This is a genomic window from Sphingobium sp. TomTYG75 (assembly GCF_054771635.1).
The window spans coordinates 2,612,286-2,624,579 of record NZ_BSRE01000001.1 but is presented as its reverse complement, the minus strand read 5'-3'; the positions used below and the strand labels follow the sequence as shown (position 1 = coordinate 2,624,579).

Annotated in this window: 9 protein-coding genes; 4 read left to right on the top strand and 5 right to left on the bottom strand. The window is 59.5% G+C overall.

What is annotated here, in order from left to right; genetic code table 11:
- Positions 1 to 162 precede the first annotated feature (162 nt).
- Complete coding sequence (locus ACYU81_RS13270) at positions 163 to 2,382, top strand: CHAT domain-containing protein (protein ID WP_460987999.1); 2,220 nt, start codon at positions 163 to 165, stop codon at positions 2,380 to 2,382.
- Between the two features lie 291 nt (positions 2,383 to 2,673).
- On the opposite strand, the gene npdG is transcribed toward ACYU81_RS13270, so the two are convergent.
- The 3 genes from npdG to ACYU81_RS13255 form a co-directional block, all read right to left on the bottom strand.
- Complete coding sequence (npdG, locus tag ACYU81_RS13265; RefSeq protein ID WP_460987998.1) at positions 2,674 to 3,339, bottom strand: NADPH-dependent F420 reductase; 666 nt, start codon at positions 3,337 to 3,339, stop codon at positions 2,674 to 2,676.
- Between the two features lie 157 nt (positions 3,340 to 3,496).
- Complete coding sequence (locus tag ACYU81_RS13260) at positions 3,497 to 4,231, bottom strand: TetR/AcrR family transcriptional regulator (RefSeq protein WP_460987997.1); 735 nt, start codon at positions 4,229 to 4,231, stop codon at positions 3,497 to 3,499.
- Positions 4,232 to 4,341: 110 nt separating this feature from the next.
- Positions 4,342 to 5,541, bottom strand: coding sequence for a serine hydrolase domain-containing protein (locus ACYU81_RS13255; RefSeq protein WP_460987996.1), 1,200 nt, complete (start codon positions 5,539 to 5,541; stop codon positions 4,342 to 4,344).
- A gap of 145 nt (positions 5,542 to 5,686) precedes the next feature.
- On the opposite strand from ACYU81_RS13255, the gene ACYU81_RS13250 reads away from it, so the two are divergent.
- The 3 genes from ACYU81_RS13250 to ACYU81_RS13240 are packed head-to-tail and all read left to right on the top strand — an operon-like array spanning position 5,687 to position 9,594.
- The gene (locus ACYU81_RS13250; RefSeq protein ID WP_460988194.1) at positions 5,687 to 6,199 is read left to right on the top strand and encodes an RNA polymerase sigma factor; all 513 of its coding nucleotides are present in this window, start codon (positions 5,687 to 5,689) and stop codon (positions 6,197 to 6,199) included.
- A 55-nt stretch (positions 6,200 to 6,254) separates the two neighbouring features.
- Positions 6,255 to 7,181 carry a FecR family protein gene (locus ACYU81_RS13245; RefSeq protein WP_460988193.1) on the top strand — a complete coding sequence of 309 codons (927 nt, stop codon included), beginning with the start codon at positions 6,255 to 6,257 and terminating at the stop codon, positions 7,179 to 7,181.
- Positions 7,165 to 9,594 (top strand): TonB-dependent receptor, encoded by a 2,430-nt coding sequence (locus tag ACYU81_RS13240; RefSeq protein ID WP_460987995.1) that lies wholly within the window; start codon positions 7,165 to 7,167, stop codon positions 9,592 to 9,594. Before ACYU81_RS13245 ends, ACYU81_RS13240 begins: the two co-directional genes overlap by 17 nt.
- Positions 9,595 to 9,755: 161 nt before the next feature.
- Here ACYU81_RS13240 and ACYU81_RS13235 read toward each other — a convergent pair whose 3' ends face one another.
- Positions 9,756 to 10,628: a hypothetical protein gene (locus ACYU81_RS13235; RefSeq protein ID WP_460987994.1), complete on the bottom strand. Its 873-nt coding sequence runs from the start codon at positions 10,626 to 10,628 to the stop codon at positions 9,756 to 9,758.
- Positions 10,629 to 10,700: 72 nt separating this feature from the next.
- The gene (gatB, locus tag ACYU81_RS13230; protein ID WP_460987993.1) at positions 10,701 to 12,203 is read right to left on the bottom strand and encodes an Asp-tRNA(Asn)/Glu-tRNA(Gln) amidotransferase subunit GatB; all 1,503 of its coding nucleotides are present in this window, start codon (positions 12,201 to 12,203) and stop codon (positions 10,701 to 10,703) included.
- Positions 12,204 to 12,294: the final 91 nt, after the last annotated feature.

Below are 12,294 nucleotides of genomic sequence, written 5' to 3'. Positions count from 1 at the left end.
GTGCGACGACCATCTTGAAAGATACTTTTTCTTGGTTTCAAAGAAGCACGTAATTTCGTGAATCAAGCAATGATCGCTTGATCTCCTTTTTTAATTTTTACACATAGATCATATCTCTGAATTCTTGGATGCGTTACAATAAAGATGGATACGGCACAAATAATGATCGACCCGAAAATTCGTTTCCTGATGAGTGTGCCCGACGGCAAACCGGAAGATGCAACCCCATTTCAAGGATTCGCATTCAGCCTTTGCGAAAACAGCGGACTCCTACGCTTCATCCAGGATATGCCCACGGACATCTTCGAGCTGACGCCTGATGTATTGCCGTATCGGATCGCTAGGCGAATCGTGGGCCAAGCTCCCGTAAATTGGTACGGGCAGTCTCCTCGCGCTTTGCGCTCACATCCTTTGCCGCTCCAAGCCGCGTTCACAGTAATCGTTCTCGATAGGAACGAAAAGGTCGTTGACTATAAAGATTGGTTAGCAAGTTGCCCTGGGCCTGTAACTCTCGTAGCGGACGATCCCGCCGCAACTATCAAATATTCCGAGTTATCCTTCGAATCTTTACGCAAACGCTTCCTCGTAGTTTGCGATGAACTTCGCCAATTGGGAATCGTCACAGGCATTGATGAGGCGGAAGCCGCAATCTCCTCATGGGTCGAACCAGCGGCGCGAAAACTCCCCTTTGAGATTGGCGGCCATGGGACCATTTTTCCGAATGCAGCAGCTCTCAGGCCATGCGGCTTCAAAGAAATTGGAGCAGAACGGTTCAAACGACATGCTGAAGGAGAACCGGCACATATCGAACAGATTGTACTTACAACAAACGCGATTTTTGATGAGCGGGATGCCACCCCCTCAAGCGTAGCAAATTTGATTTACCCGCGCACGCCAGATCTCAATCTATATTGCCCTGCAACTTACGATCTAAAATCAGGCTTTTCCTTGCCCTCAAAGCTCGATCGAAATCTACGCCGAAACTATCAAGCGACGCTCCGTATTTTGGAGAAGCAATCAAGTTATAGTTTTGAAATATCATCCGAAGCGCAAAAGAATGCTCTCCTTGGCATTTCTGATGATGCCTTGAGGAATGGCGAGACCCCTACCCCAAATCCCATAATGGGAATAAGGCAGAGGGAAGTATGGCTAGGAACAGAGGCGGTTGGGTGCCTCGCAGCCTCGGAAATTGGAGCTGTTGTCAGGCTACCCAACAGGATGAACCGTACGCGCGGTGTCGTGCGTCAATTCGCTCAGCATTATCGTTCAACCCGGCCAGAGAAGCTAAAGCGAAGTGAGTTATTCCGCGGCGTTCAGCGCGCTATTGCCGGCGGGTTTCCAAATGAATTTATGCCGCTCGTTGAACGTTCCAGAGACGGCGTTCGGGTCATCGCCGATGCTCATGTTGAATGGCTGGACATACGGGGCATTCCACTGGGGTTACGGTACAATGTTTCCCGCATTCCCGTCACCCCTGGCAACGCCTTTATCGACACGCTTTCCAGCCCAGTCCCGATCCAAGCAACACCCGAGGATTTCCGGGACATCCTGATCGTGAGCGGCTTGCCCGAAGGGGATGTTATCGCTGAGCCATTCCGCATCGCGTTTGAAGCCTTCGGGAAGAAGTGGCGAGATAGCATCCGGATCAAATGGGTCCGCGTTACCTCTCGCCAAGAATTAATCGACGCCATCAATGGCTTCGAAGGCATGATGATGCTGTTTGATGGACACGGGTCGCATAACCCCGATGAACCTGGGGTACTTTGGCTCGGTGACACTTCTATCGACGTGTGGAGCCTTCGAGGTGAGCTGTATCGCATACCGCCAATTGTAATCCTGAGCGCATGCGATACCCATGCCGCAGATCGCAACCACGCGACAGTCGCCAATGGTTTCCTTGCTCTGGGATGCCGCTCTGTTCTGGGATCTGTATTTCCACTCCATGCATCACACGCTGCGATTTTTGCGTCCCGTCTGCTATATCGCGTGTCGACCTACATCCCTGCAGCAATCGGCCTATACGAACGGTCGTTAACATGGCTCGAGGTAGTTTCCGGCATGCTCCGTCGCCAAGCTACAACCGACATTCTCCGACATTTAGAGGCTGTGGGCCTACTTAGCCAATCACTTGATCTGCATCACGAGATGCATGGAATAGTGGATTTGAATTTTGATGATCCGTTCCATCACCTTCGCCTCGCCCTAATCGAGAAAGGCATCCCAGAGGATCGACTTGATCGTGAAATCCATGTCGCGATCGCTTCATCCAGTACCATAAGCTATTTGCATCTTGGGCGGCCGGAAACGATTTATATCAACACAGCGGAAACCCTCGCAAAGATCACCGAAATGGCGGATTCCTCCCCTCCCGATGTGCCATAAGAATTTAGGGCCGCAATTAGGGAGGCGACCAAGGCTGCACCCCGTGCCCAAGAGGACATTTTTGGGGCATTGGAGGCATGCAATTGGATCAAACACGCTGATATTGATTGCTACGCATTACTACACTGAAGATGTGCATTTTCAATGCGATACACTACCGGATGGAACACAATAATACATATAAATCAGATAGTTATTGACACTTTTAATCAGTAGGTCGCTGGTTCGAATCCAGCAGGGCTCACCATATTTCGCCATCGTCGGTTTGACATGGCGAGCCGCGCTTTCTCCTTAGACGCCCGTGATCCGGATACCCGAACCCGGGACCTTATATTTGCGATTCAGCGCGATGAGGACGGAGGTCAGCCCTTCCGCCACGACGGAGTTGCAGAGCGGTCCGGCGTTCCAGGCGCGTAGGCCGATTTCCTGCGCCAGTGCCACTACCTGATCAGCGGCGTCGGGGTCGTCAGCGCAAACCAGAACGTCGCATTCCACATCTTCGTCCAGCTTGGTGAGATGATGGGCGCTGATATTCTGGAAGGCGGACACGACGCGAACGCCCTCGCCCAGCATCTTCTGCACAGCCTCCACCGCCGATCCTCCATTGGGAAGCTGTACGCGGCTTACCTTGGGCGGCATCAGGGGTACGGTGACGTCGATGAGGATCTTGCCTGCCAAGGCCGTTGCGACCTCTTGCACGGTGGACTGCTGCGCGGCGTAGGGGACGGCTAGAACGACGATCTCACCCTGCGCGGCGGCCTCTGCATTGGGGGCGCCGGTGACCCGGTTGTCGCCAAGCACCTCGTTCATCTGCGCCGCGGCTTCCATTGCTCGTTCGGCCGTGCGACTGCCGATGATGACCCTGTGCCCCTTGTGCGCCCAGCGCAGCGCGAGCCCGCCGCCTTCCTTGCCGGTTCCGCCCAGCACGGCGATCGTCGCCAGTTGTTCATTTTGCATCAGACATACTCTCCAATATTCGCGGCGCGGTTTTGGGCGCCATTTGATCTTTTTGTCGTCCCGTCCTTGGGCAAGCCTCGCAATTTCACGGTCCAGTAGCGTGGGGAAGGTTTGGCTGAAAGTCGTTGTCTCTGCCCCGTAAACCGGAAGCAGAAGTCTAAGCTGCTATCGCCTTTGCGCTATGGGGAACAGGGATCGCATCCACGCCGCGTTCAGCGATGTCCTTAAGAAGCGTCTCTACATCCTTGCGAGCGTTGCCTTTCAGCGCGCCCGAGAGGCAGCCGAGATAGCTGCTGACGAGCCGGACGACGACTTCATCGTCGGCGATGCGGCCCTGCGCCCATTCGTTGATCGTCGCGAATTCGAACCGCACCAGATCATCAACAAGCTTATCGACATCGACCCATGGCTGAAGCTGCTTCTTCGCTTCAAGCGCTGCGATCCAGCTGCGATTATGATGGACGGCGGGCGCGTGGATGGCGGTCCAGATATCGTGGTCGACATCGGAGCTGAAATAGAGGGACATGACCGCCTTAACGTAATTCCGCAGTTTTGCGTTGCGTTGAAGGACCGAAATCATGCGTTCGATATTCTGCTCCATCGTGCCAGGGGCGCTGACATAGGAGAGATTGCTCACATATTCGTCGAAATATTCCTGGATCGCCGCCGCGATCATCCGTTCTCGGGTCTGGAACGCATTGTAGAGCGTTCGCTTGGCAACGCCCGCGCGGTGCCCAATCTCGTTCATGCTGAAGGCGGCGATGCCCTGTTCAGCGATTACTTTTCGCGTTTCTTGCAGAATGCGCTTGCGCCGTTCGATGATGGCGGGGCTGGAATAGGTTTGCGGACGATCACCTACATCCTTCAGCATCGGCTTACCCTTGACGGTCAATCTCGTGCCTCATTCTGTGCATTTCATCCCCCGCTGCCTAGCATAGCGGGAATGCATGAAGGCGCAAATTTCGGTTTGAGTGGATGCGAGATGAAGCGGATCTCATCTGCTCAGGCCTTGCGGGTCGCAATCGCTGCCCGTACGCCATCGCGCAGTTCCCGGCGGATCGGATAGTTGTTCGACGGCAGATGCTGCGTCATCAGCAACCCGATGATTTTTTCCATGGGGTCGATGAAGAAGAAGGTGGAGAATAGGCCTCCCCAAAAATATTCTCGGGTCGCAAGGTCGGTGGCCAAGCCCAGCCCGAAACCTACCCCCGCATAATCCGCCTCGCTGAACAAGGACAAGGAATGGCGGGCAAGATCGCCCCCGCCTGGAAGGTGATTAGCGTGCATGGCGGCTACGGTCTGCGGTTTGAGCAAGCGCGTGCCGTCCAGTTCACCGCCCCGCAACAACATCCGGGCAAAGCGATGATAGTCATTCGCGGTCGATATGAGACCGCCTCCGCCGGAGCGCAGCTTTAAATTTCGCCGCCAACCGCTGCGGGCGCCACGATCGTAGAGCGACAGGTCGCCATCGGCGCGCAGCTGCCACGCGTCCGTCATCCGTTCCACCTTTTCGCGAGGCAGCTCGAAGGACGTGTCGGTCATCCCGAGTGGACGGAAGATGCGATGTGTGAAGAAGCTGTCCAGATCAAGGCCGCTCAGCCGTTCGACCACCACGCCCAGAACGTCGGTCGCGACCGAGTAATTCCAGCGCTCACCGGGAGAAAATTCCAGAGGTAGCTGGGACAATGCCGCTATGAAGTCGTCGGAAGTGCGCTTCTGCTGAAACTCGTCGAGCCCCAGTCTACGATATTCGGCGTCGATCATCGTCTGCCCCTGGAGGCCGTAGGTCAGCCCAGACGTATGGCGGAGCAGGTCGATCATTCGCATCGGTTGTTTTAAGGGCGTCCGATCCAGTCCCACGGAGAGATTTGCAAATTCCGGCAGGACATCCGTCACGGGATCGTCCAGCCCGACCAGCCCCTGTTCGACCAGCATCATGAAAGCGACCGATGTGACCGGCTTCGTCATCGACGCGATCCGGAACAGCGAGTCTTTCTCAAGCAGTTCCTGGCTGGCGCGTGCGACGCCACTGACATGCGACAGCAGAACGCGCTCGTCGCGCGAGACAAGCAGACGCAAATGAGGCAGCTTGCCGGTCGCTACATATTTTTCGTGCAGCGATGTGGCGAGCAGATCCAACTTCTCCGGATTCATGCCTGTCGCCGTCGCTGCCCTTACGTCAGCCTGCGTGGTCGCCTGCATCCTGCCTCCGGTCACTCACCCGATTTGCGCTAGAGCAGTGGCGCTTTGAGAACAATCCCGGCGGTGGCTATTCGCTTGTCCATTGCCAAAGACCTGTGGAGCCATCTATTTCGGGCGGCCTCACCTGCACTGGACCCACAACGGCATGGCCAGCGGCCTATCTGCGATATTTCTGGCGAACCGGGGCGCGCTGCTGCGCTTCCTGCGCGCGCGTGGCGCGGGGGACGATGCAGAGGATCTGATGCAGGACATGTGGATGAAGCTGGAAGCGAGGGATGTTGGTCCAGTCGCTGACCCCCTGCCCTATCTGTATCGCGCGGCCAACAATCTGATGCTGGACCGTTATCGTTCCAGCACGCGCCGGGGAAAGCGGGAGCAGGATTGGGCGGAGAGCGCTGGCGGCCTCATGGCCGATCCGGGCGAGGACATGGCCGTTGATGAACGGTTGATCCTGGCCGAGATCGTGGAGAATGCGCAGGAGGTGCTGCGCGAGCTAGGGCCACGCGTTGAACTGGTGTTTCGTCGATTTCGGATCGAAGGCGTCGGACAGCGGGGGATCGCCGAGGAACTGGGGGTCAGCCTGACGACTGTGGAGAAGGACTTGCAGAAGGCCTATCGCGCGCTGACCGTCCTCAAGCAGAGGCTGGATACGGAATGATCGGCGTGGCGGCGTCTCGCCCGGTAAGGGGCAATATATGACCGGGGCGAATGCCATGCTTCACGAGGAGGCGCTCGGATGGGTTATCCGAACGCGCGATCCCGATTTTGTCGAATGGGACGCCTTCACCGTCTGGCTGGAGGCTGATCCGGCGCATGCAGCAGCCTATGATGCCGTGGTAGCGGTTGATGCCAGACTCGATGTCATCATGGCGACCCCCGAAGCCACGCGTGCCGCCGCTAATGATCCGGGGACGCCCAGATCGCACCCCGGACGCTGGATTGCAGCAGGTGCGATAGCCGCTGCAATCGTGGCGGCCGTCTCCATCGGCAACTGGACGAGGAGCGACATCTATACCGTAACCACCCGTCCGGGTGAGGTGCGCAACATCGTCCTGGACGACGGCACGCGCATAGACCTGAACGGTGGTTCGACGTTGCGCCTCGATCATGAGAATGATCGCTTCGCCGCGCTCGATGGCGGCGAGGCCGCCTTTACCGTCCATCATGACAGCAGTGATCCGTTCCGGGTAACCGTGGGCAAAGCCGTGTTCGAGGATGCGGGCACCATCTTCAACATCGTCCATAGCGGCAATGCGACACGGATCGGCGTTGCGGAGGGCAAGGTGATCTTCGATCCGCAAAGGCAGGCGATCGCCCTGCCCGCAGGCCGAGGGTTGTCCAGCGACGCAACCGGCGTCCGCCTTATGACCATCGCGCCCGATAGCGTGGCAAGCTGGCGCGAAGGGCGGCTGAGTTACGATAATATGCCGGTGGCGCAGATCAGCGCGGACATCGCACGATCGCTGGGAGTGAAGCTGGATACGACGCCTGCGGCAGGCGGCACGCGGTTTACGGGCACGATCCGGCTGGACCGGAACTTGCCGCGCTTTTTCGCAGCCGCCGCTCCGCTCATGGGTCTTTCGGCCGTGCGACAAGGTGACGGATGGCTGCTGAAGGAAGAGGATGGCTCGCTCCGCTGACGTCCTTATCGTCACTGCCTTAGCCGTTGCAGCCACATCCCCGGCGAACGCTGCGGACAGGCAGATGATCAGCATCGCCCCGTCCCGGCTGGGCGAAGCTGTCGTCGTGCTTGGCCGTCAGACGGGCGCCTCTATCGGCATGTCGGACCAGTCGCTCGCAGGGCTTGCCACGCCCGCGATCGAAGGCCGTTTGTCGGTTGAGACGGCCCTGCGCCGACTCCTGCGCGGGACCAATGCTCGTGCCGAGCGGATAAACGCCAGCACATGGCGCATCGTCCGCGCGCCTGTGACGCCTGCGCCGGCCGTTGCCGCCCGCGCCAGGTCAGCAATTCCCGAGCCGCCGCCGTCCGCCGAGATCGTCGTCACAGCCTCCAAGCGCGACGTCCCGTTGCCCCGCTATCCCGGCGTCGTGGAAGCCCTGGACTATGCCCCGCTCACCAGCGCGGAAGCGGCGGCTGGCACCGCAACTCTGCTGAGCCGGGTCGCCAGCCTGAGTTCCACCCATGCGGGTCCGGGCCGTAACAAGCTGTTCCTGCGCGCGATCGCCGATTCTGCCATCGCTGGTCCGACGCAGGCGACCACAGGGCAATATCTTGGCGACATGCGCCTCAACTATGCGGCGCCTGATCCTGACCTGCGCCTCTATGACATGCAGGGCGTCGAAGTATTGGAAGGGCCGCAGGGCACGCTGTACGGTGCGGGGTCGCTGGGCGGGATAATCCGTCTGGTGCCCAATCCGCCGAATCTGGCACGGATCGGCGGGCAGCTGTCCACCGGACTAAGCTTCACTCAGCATGGCGATCCGGGAGGTGATGTTTCCGCGACGTTGAACGTCCCGATCGTCCCGGAACGGCTGGCGCTGCGCGTTGTCGGCTACGGCGTCCGGGAGGGCGGCTATATCGATGACCTCCAGCGCCGACGCAATGACGTCAACCGAACGGATATATATGGTGGCCGCGCCGCCCTGCGCTTTGCGCCCAATGAGGATTGGGTGATCGACCTCACGGGGCTCTACCAGCGGATCAACGGGGATGATGCGCAATATGCCGATCGGACGGCGGGTCCCCTCGACCGGAGGTCCAGTTTGGCGCAACCCTCGTCCTCTGACTATGCGCTGGGCAATGTGCGTATCGAGAGGCAATGGGATGATCTGCGCTTCGTGTCGTCGACCGGCTATGTCCGTAACAGTCTGACCGAAAGCTATGACGCGACGCAGCCCTCCACGCCGCCTGCGCTGTTCACCCAGCATAATCGGGTTTCCATCTTTTCGACGGAAAACCGCCTGACGCGGGACAGGGAAAATGGCCTCGGCTGGGTCGTCGGCCTCTCCTATCTGGAAAGCGTATCGCGATTGAGCCGGTCGCTGGCTTCCTTCGGCCCTGGCTTCGTGGAGGATGAGATCATTCCGGGCGTCCCGCTATACGGCAGCGGCACTCCGGCAGTCGCCACCGGAGTTCGCAATCGCATCCGGGAAGCGACGATATTTGGCGAGACGTCCTTTGAACCCGTGGCAGGGCTGGTCGCCACCTTGGGCGGTCGGTTGACGAACAGCAGCCTGTCAGGCGAGGCAGTCGATCCGGTCGCTCTGCTGGCCAGTGCCGATATCGCGCGAGCAGAAGCAGAGGCGAAGCGGCATGAGACGATCTTCCTGCCGTCCCTTTCCCTGCTGAGCGATGCGATTCCGGGCCTGACCCTCTACGCCCGTTATCAGCAAGGGTTTCGGCCGGGCGGGCTGGCGGTGGATGACCAGCATGTGAGGCGGTTCAGCAACGACCGGGCATCGACGCTGGAGTTCGGATTTCGCAAGGGCGTTTCCGGCGGCGAACTGGTCGCGATCAGCGGGAATTTCGCCTATACGGACTGGCGCGATATTCAGGCGGATGTGATCGACAGGATCGGCCTGCCAGCCACGGCCAATATTGGTGACGGGCGCATATTTACCGTCGAAGGCCGCATCATTGTACGGCCGCTCCCGACGCTGAGCATCGATGGCAGTTTTATTTATAACGACAGTCGGCTCAAAAGGGCCACGCCCTATGTGCAGGCGCTGGTGGCCGCAGACAAGTCGATGACTTTGCCCAATGTCGCCAACCTCGGCGCCCGGATCGCGATTGATTATCGAGCCCGGTTGAGCGGCGATATGACCCTGCACCTGAACGGGTCCGCCAGATATGTCGGCAAGTCGCGGCTGGGCGTTGGTCCTATCCTTGGGCGCGACCAAGGTGATTATGTCGATACGGCAATCAGCGCGAGCGTTTCGCGTGGGCCGCTGCAACTGTCGCTATCGCTCAGCAATCTGCTGGACAGCCACGGCAACCGCTTTTCGCTGGGCACGCCGTTTAATCTGCGCGGCGACTATGTGACGCCGATGCGCCCACGGACGATAAGGGTTGGAATGGACATCGCTTTTTGACGCGAGCGGTTACGGGAAAGTTCCTGTGGTGCCGTCATGCCAGTGAACGCTGGCGGGCGCGCCCCCTCCTTGCTCGCCAGACCAGCCATGAGGCCGTCTTGCCCCCCGGGACAGCCTTATGGACGGGACGCCGCTTGCTCCTCAGGCGGCGTCCCATTCATTCACGGGTGGACGGCGAAATCGAAAATCCGTGCCGAGCCCGTGCCGTTGCCCCACATGCCGGGGCCAGCGCCCGCGCTCACCGAATAGAGGAAGCCATATTCGCCCGCGGGCAGGTCCGATGAGGGCGTCACCTTGAACACTCCGGGCGTCACCTGTTCATAGTCGAAGGGGATGCGGTCCTTGTCCATCACCCCTGCCTTGGCCCCTGCCAGATTCATGCTGCCCACGCGTGTTTCGCGACGATCCTTCTTCACCTCGAACCGGATGAGGCTGAATTCATTGGGGGAGGTGATGGCGCTTGCCGGACCCGACAGCCACAATGAGCCGCCGCCTGACTGGGAAAGGCCGCGCGTCGCCTCATCGAAGTAGAAATAGAATGTCGGGCGCGATCGACCGGTGCGGACCCGCGCGGTGATGTTCGGGATCACCGCCTTGATGCTGAGCGAAGCGATGCCGCCGGTAAAGGCATAGCCCAATATGCCGCCGGTCTTGCTCTGGTTCGACGTCGTGGGATCGATCCGCGCCATGCGCGCGTCGGTTGCCAGGTAGACGCCGGATGGATGCGGGACCAGCGGATCAGGCGAGTCGGCGGAGAAAACGGCCTTGGACGAAACCGCGCCTTCAGCGCCGGATTGGATCATGGCGGCAATTACCGGACCGGGCACGCCGCGCTTTTTCAGGGCAATCAGATCGTCAGTCGATAGGGCGTAATGACCGGCGGACGCCTTGATCTTGGCGATCACGGCGTCATCGCCCAACCCCGCCTGAACGAGCGACACGACCATGTCGTTGGTCAGCGTTTCGGCCTGCACGCTCAGCGGCGCGCAGGCCGCCAACAGTGCAAGTCCCGCGATCAGCCCGCGTAGCTTCATGTTTTACCCCCTGTGGACGGAAGCGCCCCCGCATCCGCTTTCCATTCAGGGGTTTAGACAGTGGGCTTCGATTTAGGCAAGCGCCTTGCGGACGAGGTCATTGACGACCTGGGGATTGGCCTTGCCCTGCATGGCTTTCATCGTCTGGCCAACGAAGAAGCCGAACAAGGCTTCCTTGCCCGCCTTATATTGTTCAACCTTGTCGCCATTGTCGGCAAGGACCTTGGCCACGGCAGCTTCGATCGCGCCGGTGTCGCTGGTCTGCTTCAGGCCCTTTTCCTCAACGATCTTCGGCGCGCGATCGCCGGTTTCGAGCATGATCTCGAACACCTGCTTGGCGATGGTGCCGCTGATCGTGCCATCGGCGACGAGCGCGAGCAGTTCCGCGCCCTCTTCGGGGCCGACCGGACTGTCCTCAAGGCTCTTCCCGAGGCGGTTGAGAGCGCCGTACAGTTCGGACAGCAGCCAGTTGGCCGAAGCCTTGGCAACCTCGCCCTCGCTCTTCTTCTGGATACGCGCGGCTTCGGCCAGCAAGGCTTCGAACCAGCGCGCCGTGTCGGCGTCAGCGGTCAGCGTGGCGGCATTGTAAGCCGAAAGACCCAGTTGCTCCTCATAGCGGCTGCGTTTTGCATCCGGCAGTTCGGGCAAGGACTGGCGGCATTCCTCCAGGAAGGCGTCTTCCAGTTCCAGCGGTAGAAGGTCCGGGTCCGGGAAGTAGCGATAGTCATGCGCATCTTCCTTGGACCGCATGGACCGCGTTTCATTCTTGTCCGGATCGTAGAGGCGCGTTTCCTGAACGACCTTGCCGCCCGCTTCCAGCACATCGACCTGACGGCTGGCCTCATATTCCACCACCGCCATGACGAAGCGGACGGAGTTGACGTTCTTCGTTTCGGTTCGCGTGCCGAACTCATGGCCGGGCTTGCGCACCGACACGTTGACGTCGGCGCGCATCGAACCCTGATCCATATTGCCATCGCACGAGCCAACATAACGAAGGATCGTGCGGAGCTTCGACAGATAGGCGCCAGCCTCGGCCGGTGAGCGCATGTCGGGCTTCGACACGATCTCCATCAGCGCGACGCCCGAGCGGTTGAGGTCGACATAGGAGCGCGTCGGGTGCTGGTCGTGCATCAGCTTACCCGCATCCTGTTCGACATGGATGCGTTCGATGCCGATCCGCTTGGTCGCGGCGTCGGGGTTCTTCTCATCGAGATTGATCTCGATCTCGCCTTCGCCGACCAGCGGGTGGTAAAGCTGGCTTATCTGATAGCCCTGCGGCAAGTCGGCGTAGAAGTAGTTCTTGCGATCGAAGCGCGACCATTTGTTGATCTTTGCATTGATCGCCATGCCGGTGCGCACCGCCTGACGGATGCACTCGCGATTGGGCACGGGCAGCATGCCCGGCATCGCCGCGTCAACCAGCGACACCTGCGTGTTGGGTTCCGCGCCGAATGCCGTCGCCGCGCCGGAAAAGAGCTTCGCCTGGCTCGTCACCTGCGCATGGACTTCGAGGCCGATCACGACCTCCCACTCGCCGGTTGCGCCCTGAATGCGGTATGCTGTCTCGGTCATCTTCTACACCGTCATCCCAGCGGAAGCTGGGATCTTTCTCGTATGTTGTTCAACCTCGCCTGAGATGCCAGCCCGCGCTGGCATGACGGGA

Excerpts from the sequence above, each read along its gene's own strand:
- ACYU81_RS13270 (WP_460987999.1), top strand. The coding sequence starts at position 163 with ATGATCGACCCGAAAATTCGTTTCCTGATGAGTGTGCCCGACGGCAAA.
- npdG (WP_460987998.1), bottom strand. The coding sequence starts at position 3,339 with ATGCAAAATGAACAACTGGCGACGATCGCCGTGCTGGGCGGAACCGGC.
- ACYU81_RS13255 (WP_460987996.1), bottom strand. The coding sequence starts at position 5,541 with ATGCAGGCGACCACGCAGGCTGACGTAAGGGCAGCGACGGCGACAGGC.
- ACYU81_RS13250 (WP_460988194.1), top strand. The coding sequence starts at position 5,687 with ATGGCCAGCGGCCTATCTGCGATATTTCTGGCGAACCGGGGCGCGCTG.
- ACYU81_RS13245 (WP_460988193.1), top strand. The coding sequence starts at position 6,255 with ATGCTTCACGAGGAGGCGCTCGGATGGGTTATCCGAACGCGCGATCCC.
- ACYU81_RS13240 (WP_460987995.1), top strand. The coding sequence starts at position 7,165 with ATGGCTCGCTCCGCTGACGTCCTTATCGTCACTGCCTTAGCCGTTGCA.
- ACYU81_RS13235 (WP_460987994.1), bottom strand. The coding sequence starts at position 10,628 with ATGAAGCTACGCGGGCTGATCGCGGGACTTGCACTGTTGGCGGCCTGC.
- gatB (WP_460987993.1), bottom strand. The coding sequence starts at position 12,203 with ATGACCGAGACAGCATACCGCATTCAGGGCGCAACCGGCGAGTGGGAG.